We start from the raw sequence: 26,290 nt of genomic DNA on the forward strand, positions 1-26,290 counted from the left end.
TGAACTCTGCGGTTCGACAAGCGTGTAGAACCTGGATACGGTCTTTTCCGATTCGTTCAGCACAAACCTTGGGGGGTTTGAAATGCGCAAATTTTCTGCTGTCGTGATGGCTGGTGTGTCCACGGCTGCTCTGCTGGCTGTCGGTGCCTCGACGGCCCAGGCGTCCGAGGATGTCCCGTCCGACTACTCCGGCGAAGTCCTCGCCGACGACGTGGTCATCGAGGATGTGCCCGGTGAAGAGGTCACGCCCGAGGAAGAGGAGGAGGTCAAGGCCCCGGACTACACGCCGGGCATGCCCGCGTCGGCGACGGGGTCCGCGGCCCTCGGCGTCTTCTCGTACTCGCACGGCGGCGTGACGATCAAGGTGCCGTCGGGCTGCTTCCTGACGCACGCGATCAAGGGGTCGGGGAAGAAGGTGAACAGCCAGATAGCCGGTATCGACTGTGTGGGCGTCGCGGCTCTCGGCTCGCGCTTCTGCAACTCGCGCCTGGAATTCCACTACGCCGACACGTCAGGAAAGACGTACCAGATCAAGCGTGGGCCGCTGCGGAAGACATGTCACACGGGGTCCTTCCCCACCTACAAACTCGGTGCCCACACGATCCCCAAGCACGGCAAGTCATGCGCCCAATTCTTCGTGAATGGAAAGCGCAAAGCAGTGCAGTGCCACTTCATCACCAAGTAGGCGGTGATCGCGGGTATGGATTACAGCTCTCGGAATTGGTGGACCGAAATAGCGATCGGAGTGCTGGTCACGCTGGCCTGCACCGCGCTGCTCCTGGCCTTGGGCATATGGGCCCTGGAAGGGGGCGGAGGGACCATCAATCTCCTCAATTGCCTTGTTCCTGGCCTCGTCGTGGGGATCTGGGCTGCGCGACGCTATAGGCGCCGCCACATCACCTGACGAGAGCTCGGTCCGCCGACGGTGGTGTCCCGCATGGCAACACGGGGCACCACCGCTCACGTTTCGACGGCGCCTGCCTTCTCGATGTCCCCCGCCCGGCTGCCGCCCGCCTGCCCCAGGAGTGCCAGCGCCTCCTCGGAGGAGGACCCGGCAGGCGTGGTGCACACGATGAGCGACTGGTCCGGCGAGCGGGCGATCGACAGCGTCTGCTGGGTCACCGTCACCGAGCCGACGACGGGATGGCGCAGGTCGTAGGACGCGGCATCGCACGGCGCCACCCGGTGGTCTCCCCACAGGGCGACGAACTCCGGGCTGTTCATGGTCAGTTCGCCGATCAGCTCCGCGAGCAGCGCGTCCTCCGGGTGCCTGCCGACGGCGACGCGCAGGTTGCCGACCACCGCGCGCGCCTTGCGCCTCCAGTCCGCGTACAGCTCCCGGCAGTGCAGGTCCAGGAACAGCATCCGGCTCATGTTCGGGCGCCGCGCCGGATCCTGCGGGGCGTCGAAGTCCAGGTGACCGGCCAGCAGGGCGTGTCCGAGCGTGTTCCAGGCCAGAACGTCCGTACGGCGGCCGAGGACGATCGCCGGGACGCCGTCGACGGCGCGCAGCAGGTCGCGTGTCTCGTCGGCGAGCCTCTCGGGCCGCGGGCGGCGCAGCCGGGGCGCGTGGCGGGAGGCGTCGGCGAGGCGGCCGAGGTGCGCGCGCTCGTGGTCGTCGAGCAGGAGCGCGCGGGCGATCGCGTCGAGCACCTCGGTCGAGGCGCCGCGCGACAGACCCTGTTCGAGCCGCGCGTAGTACGAGACGCTGACACCCGCCAACTGAGCCAGTTCCTCACGCCGGAGCCCGGCCACCCGCCTGCGCGGCCCGAAGTCGCGCAGGCCGACGTCGTCCGGCTTCAGCTGTGTGCGTCGGGCCTGGAGGAAGGCGCCCAGGGGGCCGGGTCCGTTCATGGCACCAGTATTCGACGGGCGGCCCGGCCCCGGCCACACCCTGCGGGGAGCAGGACAACGGGGGAGTGGTTCTTGCCCGATCGGGCGGCCAGGCTCGGTGTCGTTCGTACGCGTGCACCAGACGACCTCAGGACGGACCGCATGAACCCCATGGACCCCGCAGACTCCGTAGACCGCATGGATCAGAATCCGCAGCAGATCACCCTCGGCGATGTCACCGTCACCCGGATCAAAGAGTTCTACGGCTCGGTGGGGTTGGCGCCGCGCCAGTTCTTCCCGGACAGCCCCGACGGCTCGTGGGACGAGCACCGCGACTGGCTGGCGCCCGACTTCTGGAATCCCGGGACGGACGAGTGCCGTACGGCGATCCAGTCCTGGCTGCTGCGCAGCGAGGGCCGCACGATCCTCGTCGACACCGGCGTGGGCAACCACAAGGACCGGCCCTACGTGCCGGTGTGGAGCCGACTGGACACCGACTACCTCGACAATCTCGCCGCCGCCGGAGTGCGGCCCGAGGACGTCGACATCGTGGTCAACACCCACCTGCACATCGACCACGTCGGCTGGAACACCCGCCTCGACGGTACGACGTGGGTGCCGACCTTCCCCAACGCCACGTACCTCATGACCGGCCGGGACTTCGAGTTCTGGGACCCGGCCAAGGGCCACAAGAGCGTGCTCGGGCCCGGGAACCAGAACGTCTTCGAGGACAGCGTCGCGCCGGTACACGAGGCGGGGCAGGCACGGTTGTGGGAGGGGACGTACCGGATCGACAGGAACCTGCGTCTCGATCTCGCTCCGGGGCACACTCCCGGCTCGTCCGTGCTCACCCTCGAATCGGGCGGCGAACAGGCGTTGTTCGTCGGGGACCTGGTGCACACCGCGCTGCAGATCGCAGAGCCGGAGGTCAACTCCTGCTTCTGCGAGGACCCGGCGGAGTCCCGCGCCACCCGGCACCGGCTGCTGGGCCGCGCCGCCGAGAACAACGCCCTTGTGTTCCCGGCGCACTTCGGCGGCCACGGCGCCGCGGAGATCGCGCGCAGCGGGTCGAAGTTCGCGATCAAGGAGTGGGCGGGCTTCTCCCGTATCTCCTGATGCCCAGCGTTTTCCTGCTGCGCAGAGTTTTCCTGATGCTCAGAGAGGAAGCATGTCCCGTGTCCCGACAGGCAGTTCCGCTCGTCGGAACCCCGGCGGGCGCCGTCCGCGGCATCCGTGACGCCTCCGGCGAGCGCTACCGCGGCCTCCCGTACGCGGCGGCACCGACCGGCGCGGGCCGGTTCGCCCGGCCGGTGCCGCACCCGGGCTGGCCCGGTGTCCGTGACGGCACGCGGCCCTCGCCCACAGCTCCCCAGCCGGCCCGCGACTTCGGCCGACTCGACATGAGCCCCTACTTCGGGCCGGGCTGGGTGCCCGGCGAGGAGTACCTGACGGTCGACATCCACACGCCCGCCGCAGACGGAAGCGGCAGCCGCCCCGTCATGGTCTTCGTGCACGGGGGCGGATTCGTCACCGGCTCCAACCGGGCCGCGCTCTATGACGGCAGCGCGTTCGCCCGCGACGGCGTCGTCCTCGTGACGGTCAACTACCGGCTCGGCATCCCCGGGTTCCTCGACCTGGCGGGTGCTCCGGCCAACCGCGGGCTGCTCGACGTGGTCGCCGCACTGGCCTGGGTGCGCGATACGGCAGCGTGCTTCGGCGGCGACCCCGACAACGTCACGGTCTTCGGCCAGTCCGCCGGCGCCACGCTCGTCGGCGGGCTGCTCGCGACGCCGGAGGCCAAGGGCCTGTTCCGGCGGGCGATCGTCCAAAGCGGCAACGGCACCGGCGCGTTCACCCCGGAGCAGGCCCGGCGGGTCACCGCCGCGGCGGCCGCCGCGCTGGGCGTCGAACCGACCGCCGAGGCGTTCGCCGCGATCCCGGACGAGCGCCTCCTGGCGATCCTGCCCGCCCTGGCCGGCCTCGACCTCCGCACCGGTACGGCCACGGACCCGCTGGCCGGCCTCAGCCCGTTCAGCCTGGTCCTGCCGGTCCAGCCCGCCGACGCTCTCGCCGACGGACCGGCCGCAGATGTCGACCTGCTCATCGGGACCAACACCGAAGAGGGCCACCTCTACGTCGTACCGCAGGGCGACGTGGAGTCCACCACCGAAGCCGACCTCCTCGCCCTCGCGGCGCGGACGCATGCGCACCCGGAGGCCGCCCTCGCCGCGCACCGTGCGGCGCGGCCGGACGGCACACCGGGCGAGCTGCGCTCCGCCGTCCTCGCGCAGACCCTTTTCGAGGCCGGGACGACGTGCATGGCGCAGGCCCACGCGCGGATGTCGGGCGACGGCCGCACATACCGCTACGCGTTCGGGTACCGCTCGACGGCCCTGGGCGGGAGGCTGGGCGCCGCCCACACCGTCGAGCTGCCCTTCGTGTTCGACGTCGCCGACCAGCCCTGGCTGCACGGTGACGCCCGCCTGCTCGGCCCCGACCCCGCCCCCGCGGGACTCGCGGCCCAAGTGCACGGCGCCTGGGCCGCGTTCGCGCGCACGGGGGACCCGGGCTGGTCTCCGTACGATGCGCGGAGTCCCGTCGTAGAGACCTTCGGCTGACGTCGGCTGCCGTCGGCTGACGGCAGGTCAGCCCTGGGCCTGCACCGAGACGTCCTCCCAGTCGGCCCAGGTCTTGAGGCGGTCCGCGTAGATCTGCGGGAGCAACTCGTTGCCCTGGGTGCCGAAGAAGACCCGCAGCGGCGGGTTGTCGGAGTCGACGACCTTCAACAGCGCCGCACCGGCCGCGGCCGGGTCACCGAGGTCGAGCGTGGACATGAAGGCGGCGAGGCCCTCGCGCACCACGTCGTAGGCGGGGTTGGCATCCATCTGGACCGCGGAGGCGCCGGCCCAGTCGGTGGCGTAGGCGCCCGGCTCCACGAGGGTGACCTTGATGCCGAGGTGCGCGACCTCCTGCGCCAGGGACTCGCTGAGCCCCTCCAACGCCCACTTCGAGGCGTTGTAACCGCCCACCACCGGCCAGCCGACGAGGCCGCCGGTCGAGGACACCTGGACGATGTGACCGCTGCCCTGCTCGCGCAGGTGGGGCAGGGCGGCCTGGGTGACCCAGACGGCGCCGAAGACGTTGGCCTCGAACTGCGCGCGCAGCGCCTCCTCGGTGAGCTCCTCGACGGTGCCGAACAGGCCGTGTCCGGCGTTGTTCACGATCACGTCGAGCCGTCCGAAGTGCGCCTTAGCCCGGTCGACGGCCGTGAACACGGCCTCCTTGTCGGTCACATCGAGGCGCAGCGGCAGCACCGCGTCGCCGTACGTGGCGACCAGATCGTCCAAGGCCGCGACGTCCCGGGCGGTCGCGGCGACCCGGTCCCCGCGGGACAGGGCGGCCTCGACGAAGCGGCGCCCGAAGCCACGGGAGGAACCGGTGACGAACCAGACCTTGTTCTTGCTCATGGTGTTCTTCACTCTCACTGTCTCTTGATCGGTCGATCTCTTGCGGATTGCAGGTGGAGGAGCGGATGCCGACTCCTGGGCGCCAGTTCCTATGACGTAAACGGTAGGAAGGCCGAGCTATACGATCCATGACAGATACGCTCCAGAACTTGCCTGATCGTCTCGGTCGCCGATGAGAAGTGTGGTGTCGGGGGGCTAGGGTTCAGGGTATGGACGTACTCGCGGACGTACTGACGACGACGGGCTTCAGTGGCGTGCTGCTCGCCCAACTGCGCTCACACGGCTCCGAATGGGGCTGCGGACTCGACCGGCTGGACACGGCCGGATTCCACCTGATCGCGGAGGGCACCTGCTGGCTGCGGACCGCGGACGCGCCGCCGCTCCAGCTCGTCTCCGGGGACGTGGCACTGCTGCCGCGCGGCGTGCCACACCAGCTGACCGGCGACCCGGAACAACAGGCCGTTCCCTACACCGAGTTGGCCGCCGCCCACCCGCCGGGCCGCGACAACGTCGTCGAACTGGGCGGCTCCGGACCGGTGGTGCGGGTCGTCTGCGGCAAGTTCCAGTACCACGGCGACACGTCCCGGCACCCCGTGCTGTCCGCGCTGCCCGAAGTCATCCACGTCCCCGGCATGTCCGCCGACCCGGAACTCCAGGGCGTCGTACGTCTGTTGGCGGCCGAGACCTCCCAGGAGCGCCCCGGCGCCCAAGCGGTGGCGACCCGCCTCACCGACGTACTCTTCGTCCAGGTCATCCGCGCCTGGCTGGACAGAACCGGAGCCGACGACACCGGGCAGCGGTCCTGGCTCACCGCCCTGCGCGACCCCCGCATCGGAGCCGCGCTGTCCCTGATGCACGAGGCCCCGCACCGGCCCTGGACGGTGGAGACCCTCGCCCGCGACGTGGCGATGTCCCGCCCGGCCTTCGCCCGCCAGTTCAAGACCCTCGTCGGCGCCACCCCGCTCGCCTACCTCTCCCGGCTCCGCATCGACCTGGCCGCCCGCCTGCTGCGCGAGACCGACCGCCTCGTCTCTGACATCGCCGAAGCCGTGGGCTACACCTCGGAGTTCGCCTTCTCCCGCGCCTTCTCCCGCGAACTCGGCGTACCCCCGGGGCGTTACCGGCGCGGAGGCCCGGCGCGGGCGGCGGTGGGGCCGGCCACGTAGGAGGCTCGCGCCGCCCCGCCTGCACGGTCCGGAGGTATGCGCTAGCCGGACCGTGCGGAGCGCTCGCATGCGTCCGTGCGCGGCGGCGGCTTCGCGTATCTCATCGTGGAGTTCGTCCACGGCAGTGCGGACGGTCAGCCCGCGGATGCGGACGCGGTAGTCGACTTCCCAGGCCCCGTCCACCTCGGCGGCAGCCCCGATGCTGTGCAGTCCGCCGTCGAGTCGGTCGACGAGGTAGGGGCCGTGGCCGACGAACATGGCGGCGAGGTTCCGGGTGCGGGCGTATTCCTCGGATTGCCAGTAGACCTTCCAGACCAGTTCGTGTTCCTCCACGCACAGCACAGTCGTGCGCATCGAGTCCACGCCGAGAGCCGCCCACTTCTGGTACTCGCGGGCGAGCTCTTCCTCAACGATACGAACTGCGGCCTCGCGCTCGATCATGCGTGCAGGATCCCCTATGGGGCAGATGCCGCCCAGCGAGTTTCTGCGCCGCAGCCGTTCAGGAGAGGCGGGTCATGCCTGCCCTCGGGCCCGGTGGCGCCTGGCGTACGACCAGGTCACCGCGGTCAACAGCGCAGGGATGGCGAACAAGGGGGCGAAGACGAAGGCCCACACGGCCTGTGCCGTATCGCTCGCCATGTACGTCTGGCTCTCGACGGTGAAGGCGACCACGAGTTGCCACAGCGCGACCAGGACCAGGACGCCCGAGGCGGTCCACGACAGTGCGGTGAGGGTCCGAGGGCGCAGAGGTCGCCAGGTGTCGCTGACGAGCAGCAGCGGAAACAGGGCGGCCAGCTCCGCGAGGACGGCGAGGCCCGCGACGTAGACGATGCCCCAGCCCGGGATGTCGAAGACGTCGCGCAGCACCTGGTCGCTGTAGCCCACGTAGACACCGGAGGCCATGGCGATGCGCCACAGACCGGACGGGAGCGCGCACAGAGCGATGGCGTGGGCGGCTCGGCGGGCCCACACAGGTGCAGGTGCCGGTGCCAGCTCCGGAGCGGGAGCGGGAGCGGGAGCGGAAGCGGGGGCGGGGGAGACGCGGGGAGCATGAGCTGTCGTCATGCGTCCATGCTGGTCCCGTACCCGGCACCCCCGCGTCGTCCGCTACGGCGGACCGTCTCCGCTCTGTGGGGGAGAGCACCCTCCTCCGAGGGAGGACCCCTACGTGTCAGCCCTCCTGGCCGGTCGCCGCCAGCACGATCTCGCGGATCGTGACGTCGCGGGGCTGCTGGTAGGCGTAGGCGATCGCGTCGGCCACCACCTGCGGCGCGAGGGCGCCACCTCCTCGCGGAGGTTCTCCGACATGGCGTGCACCGCGAACTTCGTACCGACGTACGCGGTGTGGTTCGGGAAGGTCTTGCGGCCCGCGACGGAGCTGACGTTGATGATCGTGCCTGCGCCGCGCTCGACCATGCCCGGAAGCACCGCGCGGATGCCGTCCAGCACCCCCTTGATGTTCAGGTCGATCATCCGGTCCCACTCCTCGACGGGCTGGTCGACGATGCGGCCAAGGAGCATGGCCCCGGCGTTGTTGACGAGCGCGTCCCCCTCGCCACCACCCGCGCCGTCGTCAACCTGATCCTGTTGGGCGTGCCGACCGCCTACCCCCGGATCCGCTGGGTGATCCCGCACACCGGAGGCGCACTCTCGGCGATCGCCGACCGGGTCGCCGCACTCGGCCCGGCACTCGCCGCCCCGGACGCCCCGCAGGTCGACGTCCTCGCCGAACTGCGTCGCCTCTACTACGACGTCGCGGGCGTTCCGCTGCCAAGGGCGCTGCCGGCGCTGACCCAACTGGTCCCGGCCGACCGCATCGTCTACGGCAGCGACCACCCCTTCACTCCGGGCGAAGCCGCCGCCGGACTGGCGCAGGCTCTGGTCACCGCGGAACTCCCCCTGCCCCTCGCCGACCTCGCCCACCGCAACGCCGCCGCGCTCGTGCCGCGCCTGGCCAGGTCACTGGTCTGACCCGCGGGCGCCGCGACCTTCGGGGGCATCTGTTGCCGGGGCGGGGGTAGGCGATCGGTGTGCACCGGCAAGTCGGCCCGGACCCAGCCATGTTGGTGTGGCAACCGCCACCGGTCGGTGGTCGATGAGACCGGTGGCGGTTGCGTGCGTGGGGTTGGCCTGAGTGCCCGCTTGAGGCGTCACCGTTTGGGGCGTCACCGTTCCTCTTCGCCCTCGGGCGTCGCACTGTGAATATCGCACTGTAAATAACGTGATCCTGCTGGGCACCCCTGCAAGGTGACGGCGCCCGGACAGGGAAGTGTTCTGTGCGCGCGGTCCGCTCCGCAGACACGTCGCGCCGCCGCTACGCGGCGGATGTCAGGGAACGCTCCGCGTTCCGGCACAAGGTCTGCTCCGCAGACAGACCGCTCCGCCGCTCCGCGACGAACCACTCGGGAGGGCTCGGGGCGGTAGGAGAGCCGCCGCTCCAATTTCCTATGCTCTGTGCAGGACCACGTTCGGGGCGATGCCTGCCCCTCGCTTCCGCGTGGAACCCCGAGGCAGGACAGGGCAGGGCGGTGGAGGATCGTGGCGGGACGCACGCGTAGGGCCCCGGCGGCGGAGGAGCTCGCCGCCGCGGTCGCCCGTGTGGCGCCGCGTTCCGCAACGGCCTGGCCGGAACGGGAAGCGGTCGCCGGGACGGGTGGGCCGACGGTGAAGGTCTCTCAGGCGCGGGCCCGCCAGCTGTGGATGGTCGTCGGTATGTGGGAGCGCGCCCTGGCGCGCGAGGACTGGCCGGGCCGCAGGCGGCGTACGGCGGCGCAGCTGTTCACCCCGGCGGGACTGCGGACCTTCTGGGATCTGGCGCAGGCGGGGGAGCTGCGGGCACTGCAGCAGGAGCGGGGCAGGGAAGCGGCGTTGCCGCCCGCCACGCTGCGGATCGTGCGCGACTGCCTGCGGATCATGGCCGCGCTGGTGCTGCCGCAGGGCACGCCGATCCGGTTGCCGTCCGTGCCGCAGCCCGAGCCCAAGTCGACGGTGCGGCCGGACTCACTGGCGACGGCGTACCGTCGGCTCGCGGACCTGGCCGCCACGGGGCCCCTGGAGCGGGACGGACTGTCCCTGTCCCACCAGGACCGCACGCGGCTGCTCGCCATGGTCGCGATCGTGCTCGATGCCGCGCCGCGCTCAGGGGAGTTGGCCGCGCTGCAGGTGACGGATCTCGCGCCCGGCGAAGAGGCCGTGGCCGTACGCCGCCGCCAGCAGAAGGCACCGCCCAACCGCGCCGACGAGATCGCCGCGCTGGCCGAGGTCCACCCCTCCTCGGCCCGCGCGGTGCTGTGGGGCCGCCACCACCAGGTGTCCGAGGCCACCCGCCAGCGGATCCTCGCAGCACAGGCGGACCTTGAACCGCTCCCGGACGTCGAGTGGTACGCGCTGCGGGAAGGTTCACGCGCCGCGGTCCGGCGGTGGCTCGAGGCACGTGCGCACCTGCTCGCGACAGGGCCGCTCACCGGTGGCCGCCCCGGCCTGTGGGTGACCCTGGTGCCGACGAAGGCGGGCCCGCCCGGGATCACCCTGCGCCCCCAGGGACTCACCCAGGCATTCGCGCGGGGGATGACGGCGCTGAACTGGGTGATGGCCGGTCAGCGCGGGTGGGAGCCGATGCCGGTGCGGATGGAGCAGGTGCGCCGGGCGGTGTCGGCCGAACGCATGGAGCCTGTCGGCATGGACCCCGTCGGCATGGATCTCCCGGCCCACGAAGTCTCCGGCGGGAGACGGCTCGCGCCCGGCCCGTGACCGGACGCCCCGCCTGCCGGGGCGATGGCTTACCTACGGCTCGCCCTCGGTGCCATTGCTGGCCTCGGGGGAGCCGCACGCGCGGGGTCGGATCCGCTCCCGTGCACCTGGGGATACGGGGGCGTCAGCTGGTGCCGTGGACACAGAAGGGCTGGCCGGAGGGGTCGAGGAGGACAGTCCAGTTCTTCCCTCCGGGCTGGTGGGCGGGCTTGGTGGCACCCATGCTCAGAAGCTGCGCCTGCGCGGCCGTCGCATCGTCGAACATGAGGTCCAGGTGGAAGGGCAGCTCCTGCCGGGGCCAGTCGGGGGCCGTGAAGGCGGCGGAGGTGTAGAACAGGTACATCGCCCCGTTCGCGTGGAAGGCGAAGGCGGTCTCGTCGCCGTTCTCGTCGGGGTAGCTCTCCGACACCTCGGCGCCCAGTGCGGTGGCGTAGAAGTCGGCGAGCCGTCGGCCGTTCGGCGCCCACAGGGCGTGGCACATCACCTTGCCGGGCAGGGGTTCGTGGCTGTGACGAGTCATGGTTCTGGTTCCTCGCGTGCGGTTCAGCGGACGACTTTGATGCCGAAGTGGGTGCCGAAGCCGAGGGCGAAGCCGACGGCGCCGTGCATGTGGGCGTACATCTCCATGCCGCGAGCGGCGACCAGGGGGCCGAGGTCGAGGATGTCGCTCCAGCCATATGACTTGAGCAGATCGGTGACCTGCTGCTTGGCGCCGGCGTCCTCTCCGGCGAGGAACATGGTGTGGGCACCGCCGCCGATGGCCTTCGGGTTGACGACGGTCTCCTGTTCCTGGGTGACGAACGCCTTGACGACCTTGGTGTCGGGCAGGGCCCGCTGGATCTGTTCGCCGAGGCTGTCGCTGTCGCAGGGGTCGAGGATCGGGTTGACGCCCCACGGGGTGGGCCAGGGGCGCTCGATGTCGGGGTTGTAGACGTAGGGCACGGCGTAGTCGACGAGGGTCTTGCCCGCCAGTTGCTCGGCGGCGGCGGACAGGGCGGCCACCGCGTTGCGGCCGTCGATGCCATTGATGGCCAGGTCGCCGTGGGCGGCGGCGTCGGCGAAGGTGTGCAGCTCGATGTTGGGGTGCTCGGCGAGCCAGGGGCCGAGCGGCGGGGTGCCCATCATGTCGGGCTCGGTGCGGGCCAGCGTGGCCTTCGGGTCGCGGGTACCGACGTGCACCTCGTGGCCCAGTTCGGTGAGCTTGGCGATGTGGGCGCGGGCACCGCCGCCGGTGCCCAGAACAGCGATCTTCATGGTCTTCTCCTGGTCTGTGGTGTGTGTGGACGGCTCCGCCGAGGCCACGCCACAGGGGGCGGGGCGGGCCCGACCGAGGGGGCCGGGCCCGGTGGCGGGTCAGCCCTTGGGCGGAGCGAAGAGGCCGAAGCGGTTGCCGCGCGGATCGGTCAGGCGGGCGAAGGTGAGGCCGTAGGTGGTGACGGTGGGGGCGTCGTCGACGCGCGCGCCGAGGGCGACGGCGCGGTCGGCCGTCGCAGGCACCTCCTCGGTCAGGAACAGCGGCATGGTGTAGTCCGCAACGCCCCTGGCCTGGCCCTTGGCCTGGCCCAGTTCGCGCAGGCCGCCGCTGGGCTGCGCCGTGCCCGCGCGGACGCCCTCGTAGGTCTCGCCGGGCACGCCGGGGTCCGGCTCATAGCTCCAGCCGAGCGCCTGGGCGTAGAAGGTCCGGGTGACATCGAGGTCACGGGTACCGATCTCGAACCAGCCCAGGGAGCCGGGCTTCGGCTCGAACGCGCTCGCGTCCAGCTGCGAGGGGTCCACGCCCGGGGGCGGGCCCGGCGGGGTCCAGATGGCGAAGAGGTTGCCGCGCGGGTCGGTCAGGCGGGCGTAGTCGCCGCCGTCGGCCGCCTTGCTCGGCGGCACGACCACCGTCGCCCCCAGGCCCTTGAGCCGGGCCGCATCACCGGCCACGTCCATCGAGACGGCACTGAGGACGATGCCCTCCCGTTCCCCGGAGCCGCTTTCGAGGATGCCGCCCATGGGGAAGGGGGCACCGGCGGGCTGGATGAGGTGGTACGTACCGCCGTCGGGGGTGGGCATGCCGGGGAAGCTCCAGCCGAAGAGGGAGCCGTAGAAGTCCTTCACAGCCGTGACGTCGGCGGTGTCGATCTCGATCCAGATGACACTGCCGCCAGCGGGGGTGCTCATGGCGCTGTCCTTTCAAGAAGGGCTGGCAGGGGATGAGGGCGGAGGGGACCGCTCGGGAGGGGGCCCGCCGCCGGGCGCGCACCGGCCGTGGCCGGGTGCCGAAGCGCCGGGGTGGTTCATGACCACCGACAAGATCCACGCTAGGAGCCTTTTAGGACATCTCGCGGCACCAAAGCCTGGCAATCTGAAACGAACCTCCCAAGGGACCCATCGAGGACGTGCCATGCCCCAGGACCTGCCCGGCCGGATGCTGCGCCTGCTCTCCCTGCTGCAGACCCGGCGCGAGTGGACCGGCGCCGAACTCTCCGAGCGTCTTGGTGTCACCCTGCGCACCATCCGCCGCGACATCGACCGGCTGCGCGACCTGGGCTACCCGGTCGAGGCCACCACCGGCCATCACGGCGGCTACCGCCTGGCCGCCGGCGCCGACCTGCCTCCCCTGCTCCTGGACGACGAAGAGGCCGTCGCCATGGCCGTCGTGCTGGCCACCGCCACCGCGTACGGCACCGGCCTGACCGGCGTCGAGGACTCCGCCGTACGCGCCCTGGCCAAGCTCCGCCACGTCCTGCCCGCCCGACTGCGCCATCAGGTCGACGCCCTGCAGAACGCCACCACCCCCGTCTCCTGGACCACCGGCGCACGCGCCGACCCGGCCGTCCTCGCCACGCTGGCCACCGCCTGCCGCGACCACGAGACGGTCACCTTCACCTACACCACCCACGACGGGACGACCGGCCCGCGCCGCGCCGAACCGCACGCCCTGGTGACAGCCGCCGGCTACTGGTACCTGATCGCCTACGACACCGACCGCACCGAATGGCGCACCTTCCGCATCGACCGCCTCACCGAACCCGCCCCCACCGGCCGCCGCACCGCCCCGCGCGAACTCCCCGCCCCGGACCCGGCCACCTACCTCGCCCAGCGCATCGCCGCCGCCCCCACCCGCTACACCCTGCGTGCCACCGTCCCCGCCGACGCCGCCGCCGAATACGCCCGCACCTGGTCCCTGCCCGACCGCGTCCACCCCGTCGACGACCGCACCAGCGCCATCGAGCTGGCTGCCGACTCCCCCCACCAACTCGCCGCCCAGCTCCTGCGCCTGGACCCCACCAGCACCTTCGAACAGGCCCGGGAGAGCGCAGTATCCGCAGAATCCGCGGTCGAACTCGCCGCCCAGCTGGAGGAGTCGGCACAGCTGCTGCTCCGCGCCGCCCGCGCCCTCACCGGAGACAGCCCCTGACCTCCTACTTGGGAGGCAGCCCCGCCGTGGCGTCCCAGGCCGCCCGCAGCCACTCGTCCAGGACCTCGTCGTCCAGAACCTCGCCCGCCACGTACACCCAGCCGCCCGCCGTCCGCCCACGGGACTCGAAGGGCCGCGCACCGGGCTGGGCCAGCGCATCGCTCAGGTCGTCCGGATCGACCCGCACGAACAGATCGTCCCCGTCCACCCCCGCCACCGTGTTCCCCCGGTCCAGGAAACACACCGACCCGAACATCTTCTTCTCCACGGCATCCAGATCCGCCGCCCCCAGCCGCTCCCGGACCCGCTCCACCAGCACCTCGTCGTAGGCCATGTCCTCACACTAAGCGCGTCGTGAGGCGGCTTCGCGCTGAGCAAATGACCCATGGGGGCACTACTGGGACCCCTCGTCCTGCGGATCGCCCGGTCGGGAAGGACCGCTCGGAGGCGGGGAGGTGGACGGCCTGTCCGACGGGGTCGGTGAGGGCGGGGGAGCTGTCGGGGTGTCCGGCACCGTGGGCGGCGCGTTCGGGGGCGGGGCGCTGGACGGCGGGGCTGAGGAGGACGGGGCGGAGGAGGACGGGGGAGGCGGCGGGACGTCCGACGGGGTGCCGCTCGCGGTCGGGGACGGCTTGTCATCCGTTTCCTGGCCCGATCGCAGGTCGAACTCGCTGGTGTCGTCGCCCACCGCGGCAAAGGCATAGGCGGACCAGATCCGGGCGGGGAGGGCGCCGCCGTTGACACGTCCGTCGGTTCCCGCGGCGTTCGCGATGCTGGTCTGCCCGCCCTTGGGGACGGTGGTCGTCCTGCCGTCCAGCGTGGCCCGGCGCGGTGAGGCGGCCTCGCCCCACAGGCCCACCGCGGTGACCAGCTTGGGGGTGTAGCCGACGAACCACGCCGACTTGTTGTTGTCCGAGGTGCCGGTCTTCCCGGCGACCGGCCGGCCGGCGCGGCCGGGTGCCTCGCGCACCGAGGCGCGGGCCGTCCCGTCGTCGACCACACCGGTGAGCACCTTGGTGACGGTGTCCGCCGTCTCCCGGGTGAGTACCTGCTCGCCGATCGGATCCGCCGGGTCGTACGTACGGTCCTTGTGCCCGGCGGACTTCACGATCGACGGGGTGACCTTCTTGCCGTGGTTGGCGAGCGTGGCGTACGCGGCGGCCATCTGCATCGGGCTGGCGCCGTAGGCACCGAGCGTCATCGCGGGCCGGGCCGTCACCTCGCGCATGCCGTCAAGGCCGAGCCGCACGGCCGTCTCCTTCACCGCGTCGAGGCCGACGTCCGCGCCCATCTGCGCGAAGGCCGTGTTGACGGACTTGTTCATCGCTTCCTGGACCCGGATGTCGCCGTAGCTGGCCTCGTCCAGGTTCGGCGGGGCGTAACCGTCGCCACTCAGGCCCCGTACGGGGCGCCGCGTGTCGCCGTTGTAGAGGGTGTTCGCCCCGATGGGTCTGCCGTCCTGGGTGGTGGCCTTGTTGTCGAGCGCGGCGGCCAGGATCAGCGGCTTGAAGGTGGACGCGGGCTGGTAGGTGTCGGTGGTGGCGTTGCTCAGCTGGTGCTTGAGGAATTCCCTGCCCCCGTAGAGCGCGAGGACCGCGCCGCTCTGCGGATCCACCGAGACGGAACCGGCCTGGACGTCCTGGTCGGCCTTCTTCCTCGCGTCGAGTCTGTCGGTGAGCTCTTTGCGGACGGCGGCTTCCAGGAGCTTCTGCTTCTTGCGGTCGATGCTGAGCGTGATGGTCCAGCCGCCCTGCTGCAACTCCGCGTCGCTGACACCCTGTCGGCGCATTTCGGCGTTGGCGGCCTGGACGAGGTAACCGGTCTGGCCCTGCATGCCGGGGGCGGGCTTGGGCGCGACGGGGGTCGGGAACGTCATCACGGAGCGCTGCGCGGCGTCCAGTTCCTTCATCTTGACCAGCTGGTCGAGTACGTAGTTCCAGCGGTGGGTGGCCAGCCGCTTGCCGGTGTCCGAGGCCAGCGCCCAGTCGTACTGGGTGGGCGCCTGGAGCAGCGCGGCGAGATAGGCGCCCTGCTGGACGGTCAGTTGATGGGAATCGACTCCGTAGTACGCCTGTGCCGCGGCCTGGATGCCGTAGGCGCCGCGCCCGAAATAGCTGGTGTTGAGATAGCCGGCGAGGATCTCGTCCTTGCTGTGGCGCTGGTCGACCTTGAGGGAGATCACCAATTCCTTGAGCTTGCGAGTGACCGTCTGCTCCTGGTTGAGGTAGTAGTTCTTCACGTACTGCTGGGTGATGGTCGAACCGGCTTGCTTGCCCTGGCCCGAGAGGGTGTTCCAGGCGCCGCGAATGCTGCCCTTGAGGTCGACGCCGTTGTCCTTGTAGAAAGACGCGTTCTCGGCGGCGACAAAGCCCATCTGGACCTTTTTCGGTATGCGGTCGAGGCCGACGTTGGCCCGATTGACCTCTCCGGTGCGCGCCAGATGTGTTCCGTCCGCGTACTTGTAGACATTGCTCTGCAGCTTCGCGGTGGCGTTCGCGTCGGGGATCGGCACCATGAGATAGAGCAGGTAAAGGGCGCCCATCGTGAGCAGGCAGAGACCGAAGAGAGTGCCGAGGATCTTCTTCCAGGTGAAGAACCGGCGTATGCCCGTCCTTTTGGCCTTCCCCCGGCTCTGGCGCGACCCGCGCCGCCGGGCCCGCCGCTCTTCTGCTCGACTCATTTCGTCGGTCGCTCGCCTTCATGTGACGGGGTCGGTCGCCGGAGCAGCTCAGTGAGCTGATGGCACGTGCCCCGAGAAAAGCAGCACCCTGATGCCCATGTCCAAGTTCAATGTCCATCATGAATTGATTGCTTCTGGATATCGTTCAACTTTCGTCGCCGGTAAGTGACTTTCGGCCCTTGGCGTGCGGGAATCACAGACGTGATGCTCACGTACACGCCGCGCCGTTCGGAAGGTGAGTGATCGTGACTGCTGGCGAACTCGTGTCCGCCTACCTGGCCGGCCTCGAACGCGCTGATGCCGAGGCGGTGTTGGAGCTGTTCGCGCCCGGGGCCGTGGTGCATTCGCCGCTGTACGGGCCCAAGCCGGCCACGGAGTTCTATCCGGAGCTGTTCGCCGACACGAGCCGCTCACGTCTGACGCTGCTCGGTGTGATGGAGGGCCGCGGCCGGGACGGGGCCGCCTTGGTCTCCTTCTGGTTCCATTTCGACTGGCGGCTGCCGTCGGGTGCCGCCGCCCCGTTCGACGTGGTGGATCTGGCTGAGCTCGCCGAGGACGGCAGGATCGCCACGCTGCGCATCGTGTACGACACCGTCGACGTCCGGCCGGTCTTCGAACGCGAGACCGGCACGTCGTGGAACCCGGCCACGGAAGGGGAGTGACGGGCGACGGGCGGCGATGCGTCAGTCCTTGTCGAAGCTCACCCGGACCGTGAGGCCGCCGCCAGGGTTGGGCTCGGCGCGCACCCGCGCCCCGTGGGCCCGGGCGATGGCGGCCACGATGGACAGCCCGAGGCCCACCCCTTCGCCGGGGGCCTGACGGCGTTCGGCGAGGCGGTGGAACGGCTCGAAGAGGTGCGGGACGGTCTCGGCGGGGACGACCGGGCCGGTGTTGGAGACGAGCAGACCCTCGGGGCCGGTGCGGACGGTGACGTGGCCGCCGGGGTGGTTGTAGCGGACGGCGTTGCCCAGGAGGTTGTGGATCAGGCGGTGGAGAAGCACCGGGTCGCCTTCCACTTCGAGGGGTCCGGCGTCGAGGTCGAGGGTGACGTCGCCTGATGCGGCGTCCGGGGCGAGCGTGGCCTTGACCGTGGCGGCGAGTTCGTCGATCGGCACCGGCTCGCGGCGCTCCAGGCCGCGTTCCGTCGTGGCGAGCAGCAGCAGACCCTCGATCAGGCGCTGGCTGTGTTCGGAGATGCCGATGAGCTCGCTGCGGATATAGGCGACCTGCTCCTGGTCGGGCTCGCCGGCCAGACCGATCTCGGCGGCGGCCCGTTGCAGGGCGAGGGGGGTGCGCAGCTCGTGGGCGGCGTTCGCGGCGAACCTGCGTTGCGCGCCGACCAGTTGTTCCATCCGGCCGAGCATGTCGTCGAAGGTGTCGGCCAGGCGTTTGAGTTCACCGGGCGGCGCGTCGAGGGCGATGCGCTCGTGCAGGGTGGCCTCCGAGAGATGCCGGGCCTTGTCGGTGATCACGCCCACCGGGCGCAGCACCCGGCCCGCCATCCACCAGGCGAGCACGATGGACAGGACGGCGAAGACGGCGAGCGCGATCAGGCAGACGGTGAGCACGCGGCTGAGCGCAGTCTGTTCGAGGTCGGCGGTGAAGGTGGCGTCGGAGCTGTCACGTCGGGGCGTGACCGCGCAGCCCACGACGGGATCGGTGGTGACAGCCTGATCGTGGGAGACCGGGGCGCGCCGCACCACATCGCTGATGCTCCCGTACAAGCTGTCCCTCAGCAGGAGGTACACCAGGGCGATGAGCCCGCCGCCCGCGAGCAGGATCAGACCGGCGTAGAGGGCGGTCAGGCGCAGCCGCTCACCGGCGCGCGGCCAGGGAAGTCTGCGTGGGCGCGGGGGGTGGAGGAGTGCGGTGCCGTCCTTTCCGGGTCCCGGCTCCGCCCGGCCCGCACGCGTCATGCCGATGCCTCGTCGTCCGCGACCATCCGGTATCCCGCGCCGGGCACCGTTTCGATCACCGGTGGATCGCCCAGTTTGGTGCGCAGGCGGCTGAGGGTGACCCGGGTGGCATTGCTGCCGTAGCCGATGTCCTCCTGCCAGACCTCCTCGATCAGGTCCTCGCGGCTGACGACGCCGCCCGCGGCGCGCATCAGGGTTTCCAGGACCGCGAACTCCTTGAGCGAGAGCGGCAGCGGGCGGCCCTCGCGCGAGGCTTTGCGGGCCGTGGTGTCCAGGCGGATTCCGCACCGTTCGAGGACCGGTGGCAGCGCGGGCCTGCTGCGGCGGCCGAGGGCCAGGACGCGGGCGAGGAGTTCCTCGTACGCGAAGGGTTTGCCCAGGTAGTCGTCGGCGCCGAGGCCGAGGCCGGAGACCTTCTCGGCGAGCGAGTCGGCGGCGGTGAGCATCAGGATGCGGGTGAGCAGTCCCTGGGCGACGGCCCGGCGGCACACCTCGTCGCCGTGCAGCCCCGGCAGATCGCGGTCGAGGATCATCACGTCGTACGCCCCGAAGCGCAGCTTCTCCATGGCCTGCGGGCCGTCGGCCGCCACATCCACGGCCAGGGCGTCGCGCCGGAGTCCGTCGGCGATCATCTTGGCGAGAAAAGCCTCGTCCTCCACCACCAGTACACGCATACCGCCCTGTGTACCGGAGCCTCGTCTTTCACTGGCGTAACAGGCGTTGTTAGAGAACCGACACGGCCCGTCCCCACAGCCTATGGAGCAACAGCACCGACCTGGGGAGGCCCCCATGAAGAAGCACCGTATGCAGCTGGCCACGGCCGCCGGACTCTCCGCGCTCGCCCTGTTCACCGCGGCCTGCACATCCGGCGGCGGCGCCGAGGACAGCGGTTCGAGCACATCGCAGGACGCGGGCGCCGACGAGGCGAAGCAGACGGACTGCCTGCGCAGCAAGGGCTTGAAGATCCAGAAGGGCAAGGACGGCCAGAAGGACGCGATATCGCCGGGTGACCTGTCCACGGAGGAAATGCAGAAGGCCCTCAAGGAATGCGGCGTCCAGGACGGCTCGGGCTCCGGCGGCTCCGGCGGGCAGGAGCTCAGCCAGGCGGAGAAGGACAAGTACCTCGCGTACGCCAAGTGCATGCGCGAGGAAGGCATCGACATACCCGACCCCAAGTTCGTCGACGGCCGGGTGGAGAGCGGCGTGGGGCCCGAGCAGCCCGACCGGGAGAAGTACGCCAAGGCCGACAAGGTTTGCGCCAAGAAGGCCGACTTCTGATGCGCCGCAGGAAAGCGCTTCTCGCCGTCGCGGCCACGGCGCTGGTCGCGACGGCGGGCGGGGTCGCCGCGAACACCATGGGCGACGCGCAGGCCGGCGGAGCCAAGGAGCAGGACGGTGCCCTTCCCCAAGCCACCGGCGAGGTCTCCCGCGGCGATCTCACCTCTGCCGTGCAGGTCCCGGGCAAGCTCGGCTACTCCGCCGGACGAAAGATCAGCGCCGGGGCGGAGGGCGTCCTCGCCTGGCTGCCGAAGAGCGGAGCCACCATCGGGCGCGGCGAGAAGCTTTACGACGTCAACGAGAAGTCCGTCTACCTCATGTTCGGTGAGCGCCCCATGTACCGAGAGCTGAAGACGGGGGACAAGGGCGCGGACGTACGGCAGTTGAAGCAGAACCTCAAAGCCCTGGGATACGGTCCTCAACTGGCCGACGACAACACGTTCACGCCCGGCACCGCACAGGCCGTCAAGGCATGGCAGAAGGCCGAGGGGCTGAGGCAGACCGGCCGGATCGGCCCCGACCGGATCGTGTTCGCGCCGGGTTCGCTGCGGGTGCAGAAGCCCGAGGCCACGGTGGGCGACCGGCTGGCGCCGGGCAAACCGGTGTTCTCGGCCACCGGCGCCGGACGCGTCGTGACGTTCGACCTGAAGGTGGCCGAGTCCGGCGGGCACAAGGCGGGGGACAAGGTGAGGGTCAAGCTGCCCGACGGCACCGAGGCGTCCGGGAAGATCTCCTCGATCGGGAAGTCGGCCGAGGGGGCGACGCCGGACGGCCAGGGCGGTGGTGGTGACGATCAGACACCCAAGGTCAAGGTGACGGTGGAGTTCGACCGGCCGGACCGCATCAAGGGCATCGACCAGGCGCCGGTCACCGTGTCGCTGTCGGGCGAGAGCCGCAAGGACGTGCTCTCCGTCCCGGTCGAGGCACTGGTCGCACTGCCGGGCCGCGGATTCGGGGTGCAGGTCGTCGAGAACGGCACGGCGCGCGAAGTCCCGGTCGAGCTCGGCCTGTTCGCGAACGGACGGGTCGAGGTGTCCGGGGGCGGAATCCGCGAGGGCATGAAGGTCGGTGTGCCGAAGTGATCGACGAGTCCCACGAGCGGCGCGAGACCGAGGCGTACGAGACGGACGCCGTCGTCTCCCTCAGCGGCGTCACCAAGAAGTACTCCGGCGGCGTCACCGCCCTGCGCGAAGTGGACCTGGAGATCGGCAGGAGCGAACTCATCGCCATCGTCGGTCCTTCGGGCTCGGGCAAGTCCACCCTGCTGCACATCGTCGGCACCCTCGACGGACCGTCGAGCGGCACCGTCGCCCTCGCCGGACACCAGGTGAGCCGGCTGTCGGACCGCCGCCTTTCGGCGCTGCGCGCCCAGCACGTCGGCTTCGTCTTCCAGGCATTCCACCTGGTGCCCGGAGCGACGGCCCTGGCCAATGTGGTGGAAGGACTGCGCTACTCGGGCCTTTCCCACGGCGAGCGGCGGCGCAGGGCTGCCGAGGCCCTGGAGCGCGTCGGCCTCGGCGACCGCATGGAGCACCGGCCCCACGAACTGTCCGGCGGACAGAAGCAGCGCGTCGCGATCGCCCGTGCCGTGGCGGGCGAGCCCGACGTCCTGCTCGCGGACGAGCCGACCGGCGCCCTCGACTCGGCCTCCGGCGAGGCGGTGATGGACCTGCTGCGCGAGCTGAACGCGGACGGCGCCACCATCGCCGTGATCACCCATGACATGGAGCTGGCCGCCTCCCTGCCCCGGCAAGTGCGGCTGCGCGACGGGCAGATCGTCGCCGACACGCGCGCGGAAGCCGCTCCACACGCGGGAACGGCCGGTGCGCGATGAGCCGCAACGGCAGGAACCTGGTCCCGGCCCGGCTGACCGCACGCGACGTGGCCCAGGTCGGATCGGCGGGGCTGCGCGGCCGCCCGATGCGTGTGGTGCTCTCCGCCCTCGGCATCGCGATCGGCATCGCCACGATGATCGCCGTGGTCGGCATCTCGTCCTCGTCCAAGGCCAAGCTGATGCAGGACCTCGACAAGCTCGGCACCAACATGCTGGTGATCACCCCGGGCCAGGACATGCTCTCCGGGAAGAGCGCCCAACTGCCCGAGAAGGCACCGCAGATGATCGGGCAGATCGACGGAGTCGAGGACGTGGGAGCCGTGGGCACGGTGGACGCCAACATCTACCGCTCCGAACACACCCCGGCCACCCAGACCAGCGGCCTGTCCGTGCAGGCCGCCTCCGAGAGCCTGCTGGAGACCCTGCGCGGCTCCATGGCCTCGGGCAGGTGGCTGAACGCGGCCAACTCCACGTACCCGGCCGTCGTCCTCGGAGACCACGCCGCGAGCCGACTCGGCGTCACCGCACCGGGGCAGCAGGTCTACATCGACGGCCGGTACTTCACCGTCGTCGGCATCCTCGGCCCGCTCCCGCTCGCCGAGGAGATCAGGACCTCGGCCCTGATCGGCTGGGACGCGGCGCAGAAGCTGCTCGGCTTCGACGGCCATCCGACATCCATCTACGAACGCTCCGCGGACGACAAGGTCGAGGACGTACGCGACCGGCTCCAGCGCACGGCCAACCCGCAGGCTCCGCACGAGGTCACGGTCTCCAACCCGTCCGACGCGCTGGCGGCCAAGGCCGCATCCGAGGGCGCCTTCACCAAGCTGCTGCTCGGACTCGGCGGCGTCGCCCTGCTCGTCGGTGGTGTCGGAGTCGCCAACACCATGATCATTTCTGTGCTCGAACGACGCCACGAGATCGGCCTGCGCCGTTCGCTGGGCGCCACCCGGGGCCAGATCAGGCTCCAGTTCGTCACCGAATCCCTGATGCTCTCGGGGCTCGGCGGCATCGCGGGCGTACTCCTCGGCTCCGTGGCCACCTGGGTGTACGCGACGACCGGCGGCATGCCCTGGGTGGTACCGCCGACGGCCATGGCGGGCGGCTTCGTGGCCACCCTGGCCATCGGCACGGTGGCCGGTCTCTACCCGGCGGTCCGGGCGGCACGCCTGTCGCCGACGCTCGCGCTGCACGCGGGATGAGGGAGCGAGCGCCGAGCGCCTCGTCGGCGGGGTCGCCGTGGAGCGCGACGGCCCTCCCGGACACGTGCTAGAGGTTGCCCCTCGTCCAGGACGCCAGGTTCCTGGCACAGTTGTCGACCGCCTCGCTCCATGTCTGTGCTGCCCCCTGCCCGGCGTCGTCGCTGATGTGCTTGACGATCCGGACGGGGACATCGAACCTGCGCGCCACGGAAGCCACGGCGTAGCCCTCCATGTCGACCAGGTCCGCGTGCGCGGCGAGGCGAGCCCGGTCGGCGTGGTCGGAGACGAAGACGTCTCCCGTGGCCAGGGTGGGGCCCCCATCGGAGAGCTCCTCGGGAACTCCTGTCGTGTGACCGGTGACGAGGTAGAGAAACGCGGTGTTCAGATCGTGCTGGATCACGCGGCTCACCTCGTGGGTGCCCTGCCAACCGGGGCGCAGGGCACCCGCGGTTCCGAGATTGACCACGGTGGAGGGCCGCTGGCCATGGCTGAGGGCGGCCGCGAGTCCGGCGGCGGCGTTGACCTTTCCCAGACCTGTGAGCAGAACCGGGAGGTCGCCTTCAAGATGCGCCGCTTCTTCCTCGAGGGCCAGTACGAGCAGCGGGCGGTCCGGCCTTATCAGCCCTTTCACTCTCATGTTTCACAGGCTAGGTCCGTGGCCGGACAGCGCAGTGGCCGAAGGATGACTCAGAACGGCCCGAGGAAGATTACTCACGGGTGCTGGCACGGCCACGCTCTCAGGCCATCGGTGACGCGCCCGCAGCGGCCGTGGACTCCCCTGTCTGGGAGTAGCGCAGGACATGCACGGCCCTGGCCAGCTGCAGCAGCTTGTCCTTGAATTCGGGGAGGGCGTCGGTGCCCAGGACTTCCCGGGTGCGCTCGGAAGCGGCGCTGGACTTCTGCCGGTCGGTGAAGCCGGCGAAGGCCGGATCGGCGCCGCCGCGCAGCCGCAGCAGGACGCCGTTCTTGTCGCTGAGCGTGCGGAAGGCGCCCAGCAGCCCGGCCGCGTCGGCGGGCAGGGATCCCTCGCAGTGCTGGAGCAGCGCGTCCGCCGCGATGGTCATGCGGCGTACGTATTTGGCGCTTTGGCAGAACGCCGTGCCCGGGTCGTCGGCGTAGTGACGCAGATCCTTGAGGGCGTCTCCGACCTGTTCGTTGAAGGACTGGACGTAGTCGGAGAAGACGAGGTCGGAGGGGGCGAGCAGCCCGGCCTGCTGGCGGAACACCACGTCGAAGACCGCGCCGGCGGAGTGGTACGCCTCCATCGCGCAAAGGAGTGCGCGGGAATTGAGTTCGCTGATGCTCGCCTTGGAACGCCAGGGGCCCTGATCCCCGCCTGACACACCGTGCTTGAGGAAGGAGCGTTCGGTGTGCTGGGCGCCTCGGATGAACAGGGCGTAGAGAATGTTCCGGGACCGCATCACGGCGTTCTCTTCGTGGTGCTCCATGGACCGTACGAAGTCGTCGTCGCTCTCGATGGGCGGGGCGGAGAATCCTGCGGCCGCAAGATTCCGTGCCACGCTGCGGACGTAGGAGTCATACAGGGCGTCGGCCACGCGGAACGCGCCGCGTGCATGGGTGGTCCGGGCGAAACGGGAGCCGGCTCCGCGTGGCGCGCCGGGAGCCCCGCTCATGACGCCGTCGGCGACCTCGGCGACATGGTCCTCCCATTCGCCCCGTTCCATGAAGCGCCGCATCTTCGCCAAGGACGCGGCCTCCTGGACGTACTGCCATTCCTTTGACGCGCCGGGTGGGCCGTCCTTCATCAGCCAGGAGTCCGGACTGTGCCGCATCGTCGGCGGTACGGTCGCGTCCACGTAGATGTTGGTGTCGAAGACGACGCCGGATTCCTTGCCCCAGACGCTGCGGAAGGTGTCGTTGAACTCCTTCATGGCGGACCACGTCTGCTTGCCGCCGAACAATGTGACGTCGTAGTCGGACGTCTCGTTCTGGCTTCCCACGGCGCTCATGGAGGCGCCCTCGTAGCTTGCGAGGATGGCGCCGAGGACGGCGTTCACGTATGCCTCACGGAAGGCGGCCAATGTGCGCATGGGCCGGCCTGGGCGCCCCACATACGTCTTCTTCGCGGTCACCCAGTCGTGGTCCACCTGGCCGAGCAGCTCCAGGGCTTCGCCGTGGCCGCCCTGGCGGCTCCAGCTGTCGAGCCGGGCGATGGCTTGCACGGAACGGGGGATCGATGGGGCGACGCCGGGGCATGCGGATCTGTCCCGTGCAGCGGAGCTCGACGTCTTCTTCGCGTGCGTCGCTTCGGCGGGAATCAGCGCCATGGGCCGGCGCCCGTCAGCTGGCCACGGGTACGAGATGAGCCTTGGTCACCGTGCGGCGCGGCGGCTTCTTCGTGTACCGGGGAACCTTGATGTCGGGCAGGCAATTGGCGGAGATGTCGCTCTGCGCGTGCAGGAACGCGTTGCGCATGCGGTCCTCCGATTCGTACTTCGCGATGAGGGGGTGCAGTTGATGTCCCCGTCCCCTCCCCAGCGGAAGCACGAGATTGCGTGCCGTCAGCAGCTGCATGGCGCGGCTCACCGACGACTCGTGCAGCCCCAATTGGTGGCCGATGTCCGCCTGGGTGATGTGGACCTTGCCGCCGAAGTCCTGCAGCCGGGTCAACAGACCCAGCACGGCAAGGGCGTTGGGCGTGAGACGGAGCCGGTCAAGCATGCCCATCAGCTTGGGTGACATGACTTCCACTGTGATTCCTTCTCCTTACAGCGCGTCAGCGAACTCTGCCGGACCGATCTCGTCCGGGAAACCACTGTCCAGGACCTCTGACATGGTCAAGGTGACGATGCGGTTCTGTCTGTCCCCGTTTCCGCGGAAGCACAGTCGGGGGTTGACCTGCCAGCAGCCATTGCGGACTTTTCTGACGTAATTGAGCGTGCAGAGCCTTTTGAGAGCCGCGTTGGCCGAGGTGCGCGGAATGCCGATGCCGTCGGCCATCTGCTGCTGGGTCTGGTTGACGTAGCTGTCTTCCTGGCAGCCCGCCAAATACAGCAGGACGGCTGTCTGTGTGGGGCTGATCTTGTGGGCAACGATGCAGCGGGCCAGAATCTTGGCCAGAAACCAGTTGGACGTGAGGGAGTACCCGTCCTGGCCGGCCATGTCATGGGCTCTGCGAGGCGCCCTGTAGCGAATGCTGATTTCCTCGACAGGGCGAGGGCGTGGGAGTCGCGTCGAGGCGGTGGACAGCTCGTCGGCGACCGATTCCACCAGACTCTCGAACTCGGGCTCGCTACGCGGACCGTAGCGGGGCCGGTCCCATGCCGCCGTTGAGGGAACGGCCTCGGGGGACGGCACTGCACCTCCCTTACTGCGTCGACGGGCGGACGTGGCGGACATGTTGGCGTCGTGCATGCGGCTTGCTGTTCTCCGCAAGACGATGTCGACCACGCTGGCATACAGGTGCGATCTTGCGGGCGAGCGAAAGTTGACTTGCGGCTCACAGCAAGTTGATGTCTGCGGTCAACGACATTTCCCCAGCGTCGCGTTGAAAGCCCGCGCTTCTTGCGGCCGACATCAAGTACGAGGTGTTTGTGTCGGGGTCCTGGGGACATCGAATCAGGCCGAATGTCGGTCGGGTTCGACGTGGTGAAGAGAATCACCGCAGGTCAGAGTGAGTTTTGTTGGGGCGGCCTCTTATCAAAGAAGCCGCTGCCGCCCCGTGGCCGAGCAGGCTTCGCGTGCGGGCCGGGACGTCGGCCGCCGGTCGTGGACGGCAGCAGCGGTGCCGAGTCTCGGGC

General features: G+C 70.1%; 26 protein-coding genes and 2 pseudogenes. 12 read left to right on the forward strand and 16 right to left on the reverse strand.

All coding sequences use genetic code 11. From position 1 onward, the window contains the following. Nucleotides 1–106: 106 nt before the first annotated feature. Nucleotides 107–685 (forward strand): hypothetical protein, encoded by a 579-nt coding sequence (locus tag ACFWYM_RS30065; protein WP_384844182.1) that lies wholly within the window; start codon nucleotides 107–109, stop codon nucleotides 683–685. Between the two features lie 275 nt (nucleotides 686–960). Here ACFWYM_RS30065 and ACFWYM_RS30070 read toward each other — a convergent pair whose 3' ends face one another. Beyond that, complete coding sequence (locus tag ACFWYM_RS30070) at nucleotides 961–1,854, reverse strand: helix-turn-helix domain-containing protein (RefSeq protein ID WP_384844185.1); 894 nt, start codon at nucleotides 1,852–1,854, stop codon at nucleotides 961–963. A gap of 177 nt (nucleotides 1,855–2,031) precedes the next feature. On the opposite strand from ACFWYM_RS30070, the gene ACFWYM_RS30075 reads away from it, so the two are divergent. Further along, the gene (locus ACFWYM_RS30075) at nucleotides 2,032–2,949 is read left to right on the forward strand and encodes an MBL fold metallo-hydrolase (RefSeq protein WP_384844188.1); all 918 of its coding nucleotides are present in this window, start codon (nucleotides 2,032–2,034) and stop codon (nucleotides 2,947–2,949) included. A 59-nt stretch (nucleotides 2,950–3,008) separates the two neighbouring features. Further along, nucleotides 3,009–4,451, forward strand: coding sequence for a carboxylesterase/lipase family protein (locus ACFWYM_RS30080; protein ID WP_384844191.1), 1,443 nt, complete (start codon nucleotides 3,009–3,011; stop codon nucleotides 4,449–4,451). 27 nt (nucleotides 4,452–4,478) lie between these two features. Here the strand turns inward: ACFWYM_RS30080 and ACFWYM_RS30085 are convergent, their stop codons facing one another. Further along, nucleotides 4,479–5,300, reverse strand: coding sequence for an SDR family NAD(P)-dependent oxidoreductase (locus ACFWYM_RS30085; RefSeq protein ID WP_384844194.1), 822 nt, complete (start codon nucleotides 5,298–5,300; stop codon nucleotides 4,479–4,481). Nucleotides 5,301–5,509: 209 nt separating this feature from the next. On the opposite strand from ACFWYM_RS30085, the gene ACFWYM_RS30090 reads away from it, so the two are divergent. Beyond that, the gene (locus tag ACFWYM_RS30090; RefSeq protein WP_384844197.1) at nucleotides 5,510–6,466 is read left to right on the forward strand and encodes a cupin domain-containing protein; all 957 of its coding nucleotides are present in this window, start codon (nucleotides 5,510–5,512) and stop codon (nucleotides 6,464–6,466) included. Nucleotides 6,467–6,646: 180 nt separating this feature from the next. On the opposite strand, the pseudogene ACFWYM_RS30095 reads toward ACFWYM_RS30090, so the two are convergent. The 3 genes and pseudogenes from ACFWYM_RS30095 to ACFWYM_RS30105 all read right to left on the reverse strand — a co-directional run. Then, nucleotides 6,647–6,907 (reverse strand): annotated as a pseudogene (locus ACFWYM_RS30095) (YrhB domain-containing protein); the annotation flags it as partial. Nucleotides 6,908–6,979: 72 nt separating this feature from the next. Next, complete coding sequence (locus ACFWYM_RS30100) at nucleotides 6,980–7,531, reverse strand: hypothetical protein (protein ID WP_384844200.1); 552 nt, start codon at nucleotides 7,529–7,531, stop codon at nucleotides 6,980–6,982. 99 nt (nucleotides 7,532–7,630) lie between these two features. Next, nucleotides 7,631–7,987: an SDR family oxidoreductase gene (locus ACFWYM_RS30105; protein WP_384844203.1), complete on the reverse strand. Its 357-nt coding sequence runs from the start codon at nucleotides 7,985–7,987 to the stop codon at nucleotides 7,631–7,633. On the opposite strand from ACFWYM_RS30105, the pseudogene ACFWYM_RS30110 reads away from it, so the two are divergent. Further along, nucleotides 7,949–8,437: pseudogene (locus ACFWYM_RS30110) on the forward strand (amidohydrolase family protein); the annotation flags it as partial. The gene ACFWYM_RS30105 and the pseudogene ACFWYM_RS30110 overlap by 39 nt on opposite strands. A 567-nt stretch (nucleotides 8,438–9,004) precedes the next feature. After that, nucleotides 9,005–10,216, forward strand: coding sequence for a hypothetical protein (locus ACFWYM_RS30115; RefSeq protein ID WP_384844206.1), 1,212 nt, complete (start codon nucleotides 9,005–9,007; stop codon nucleotides 10,214–10,216). Nucleotides 10,217–10,340: 124 nt separating this feature from the next. On the opposite strand, the gene ACFWYM_RS30120 is transcribed toward ACFWYM_RS30115, so the two are convergent. The 3 genes from ACFWYM_RS30120 to ACFWYM_RS30130 form a co-directional block, all read right to left on the reverse strand. After that, the gene (locus tag ACFWYM_RS30120; RefSeq protein WP_384844209.1) at nucleotides 10,341–10,736 is read right to left on the reverse strand and encodes a VOC family protein; all 396 of its coding nucleotides are present in this window, start codon (nucleotides 10,734–10,736) and stop codon (nucleotides 10,341–10,343) included. A gap of 23 nt (nucleotides 10,737–10,759) precedes the next feature. Further along, nucleotides 10,760–11,470, reverse strand: coding sequence for an NADPH-dependent F420 reductase (locus tag ACFWYM_RS30125; protein WP_384844212.1), 711 nt, complete (start codon nucleotides 11,468–11,470; stop codon nucleotides 10,760–10,762). Nucleotides 11,471–11,569: 99 nt separating this feature from the next. Next, nucleotides 11,570–12,379 carry a VOC family protein gene (locus ACFWYM_RS30130; RefSeq protein WP_384844215.1) on the reverse strand — a complete coding sequence of 270 codons (810 nt, stop codon included), beginning with the start codon at nucleotides 12,377–12,379 and terminating at the stop codon, nucleotides 11,570–11,572. Between the two features lie 223 nt (nucleotides 12,380–12,602). Here ACFWYM_RS30130 and ACFWYM_RS30135 point away from each other — a divergent pair, with 223 nt between their 5' ends. Continuing rightward, nucleotides 12,603–13,619, forward strand: coding sequence for a helix-turn-helix transcriptional regulator (locus ACFWYM_RS30135; protein WP_384844218.1), 1,017 nt, complete (start codon nucleotides 12,603–12,605; stop codon nucleotides 13,617–13,619). 4 nt (nucleotides 13,620–13,623) lie between these two features. Here the strand turns inward: ACFWYM_RS30135 and ACFWYM_RS30140 are convergent, their stop codons facing one another. Together ACFWYM_RS30140 and ACFWYM_RS30145 are read right to left on the reverse strand one after the other, a co-directional pair. After that, nucleotides 13,624–13,953: a TfoX/Sxy family protein gene (locus tag ACFWYM_RS30140; RefSeq protein ID WP_380848476.1), complete on the reverse strand. Its 330-nt coding sequence runs from the start codon at nucleotides 13,951–13,953 to the stop codon at nucleotides 13,624–13,626. A gap of 60 nt (nucleotides 13,954–14,013) precedes the next feature. Next, entirely contained in the window at nucleotides 14,014–16,299 is a 2,286-nt protein-coding gene (locus ACFWYM_RS30145) for a transglycosylase domain-containing protein (protein ID WP_384844221.1), read from the reverse strand. A 245-nt stretch (nucleotides 16,300–16,544) separates the two neighbouring features. Here ACFWYM_RS30145 and ACFWYM_RS30150 point away from each other — a divergent pair, with 245 nt between their 5' ends. Further along, on the forward strand, nucleotides 16,545–16,961 hold the full coding sequence (locus ACFWYM_RS30150; RefSeq protein ID WP_384844224.1) for a nuclear transport factor 2 family protein: 417 nt from the start codon (nucleotides 16,545–16,547) through the stop codon (nucleotides 16,959–16,961). A 21-nt stretch (nucleotides 16,962–16,982) separates the two neighbouring features. Here the strand turns inward: ACFWYM_RS30150 and ACFWYM_RS30155 are convergent, their stop codons facing one another. Beyond that, on the reverse strand, nucleotides 16,983–18,215 hold the full coding sequence (locus ACFWYM_RS30155) for a sensor histidine kinase (protein ID WP_384844227.1): 1,233 nt from the start codon (nucleotides 18,213–18,215) through the stop codon (nucleotides 16,983–16,985). Continuing rightward, nucleotides 18,212–18,889: a response regulator transcription factor gene (locus ACFWYM_RS30160; protein ID WP_384844230.1), complete on the reverse strand. Its 678-nt coding sequence runs from the start codon at nucleotides 18,887–18,889 to the stop codon at nucleotides 18,212–18,214. The genes ACFWYM_RS30155 and ACFWYM_RS30160 overlap by 4 nt, the downstream gene beginning before the upstream one ends. A 115-nt stretch (nucleotides 18,890–19,004) precedes the next feature. Between ACFWYM_RS30160 and ACFWYM_RS30165 the strand changes: the two genes are divergently transcribed. Genes ACFWYM_RS30165 through ACFWYM_RS30180 form a run of 4 tightly spaced genes read left to right on the forward strand, consistent with a single transcriptional unit; the run spans nucleotide 19,005 to nucleotide 22,529 of the window. Further along, on the forward strand, nucleotides 19,005–19,493 hold the full coding sequence (locus ACFWYM_RS30165; protein WP_384844233.1) for a hypothetical protein: 489 nt from the start codon (nucleotides 19,005–19,007) through the stop codon (nucleotides 19,491–19,493). After that, nucleotides 19,493–20,575 carry an efflux RND transporter periplasmic adaptor subunit gene (locus ACFWYM_RS30170; protein WP_384844236.1) on the forward strand — a complete coding sequence of 361 codons (1,083 nt, stop codon included), beginning with the start codon at nucleotides 19,493–19,495 and terminating at the stop codon, nucleotides 20,573–20,575. The genes ACFWYM_RS30165 and ACFWYM_RS30170 overlap by 1 nt, the downstream gene beginning before the upstream one ends. Further along, a complete protein-coding gene (locus ACFWYM_RS30175; protein WP_384844450.1) occupies nucleotides 20,575–21,327 on the forward strand; it encodes an ABC transporter ATP-binding protein in 753 nt (250 codons plus the stop codon). Before ACFWYM_RS30170 ends, ACFWYM_RS30175 begins: the two co-directional genes overlap by 1 nt. Then, nucleotides 21,324–22,529 (forward strand): ABC transporter permease, encoded by a 1,206-nt coding sequence (locus ACFWYM_RS30180; protein ID WP_384844239.1) that lies wholly within the window; start codon nucleotides 21,324–21,326, stop codon nucleotides 22,527–22,529. The genes ACFWYM_RS30175 and ACFWYM_RS30180 overlap by 4 nt, the downstream gene beginning before the upstream one ends. Before the next feature lie 67 nt (nucleotides 22,530–22,596). On the opposite strand, the gene ACFWYM_RS30185 is transcribed toward ACFWYM_RS30180, so the two are convergent. The 4 genes from ACFWYM_RS30185 to ACFWYM_RS30200 all read right to left on the reverse strand — a co-directional run bounded on the left by ACFWYM_RS30185 (nucleotide 22,597) and on the right by ACFWYM_RS30200 (nucleotide 25,652). Next, on the reverse strand, nucleotides 22,597–23,166 hold the full coding sequence (locus ACFWYM_RS30185; RefSeq protein WP_384844242.1) for a nucleosidase: 570 nt from the start codon (nucleotides 23,164–23,166) through the stop codon (nucleotides 22,597–22,599). A gap of 100 nt (nucleotides 23,167–23,266) precedes the next feature. Continuing rightward, nucleotides 23,267–24,712, reverse strand: a complete 1,446-nt coding sequence (locus ACFWYM_RS30190; RefSeq protein WP_384844245.1) for a hypothetical protein — start codon at nucleotides 24,710–24,712, stop codon at nucleotides 23,267–23,269. Nucleotides 24,713–24,830: 118 nt separating this feature from the next. Then, nucleotides 24,831–25,232 carry a hypothetical protein gene (locus tag ACFWYM_RS30195; RefSeq protein WP_384844248.1) on the reverse strand — a complete coding sequence of 134 codons (402 nt, stop codon included), beginning with the start codon at nucleotides 25,230–25,232 and terminating at the stop codon, nucleotides 24,831–24,833. 24 nt (nucleotides 25,233–25,256) lie between these two features. Then, nucleotides 25,257–25,652, reverse strand: a complete 396-nt coding sequence (locus tag ACFWYM_RS30200) for a MarR family transcriptional regulator (protein WP_384844251.1) — start codon at nucleotides 25,650–25,652, stop codon at nucleotides 25,257–25,259. Nucleotides 25,653–26,290: the final 638 nt, after the last annotated feature.

This window comes from Streptomyces sp. NPDC059009 (genome assembly GCF_042740175.1).
Classification (GTDB): Bacteria; Actinomycetota; Actinomycetes; order Streptomycetales; family Streptomycetaceae; genus Streptomyces.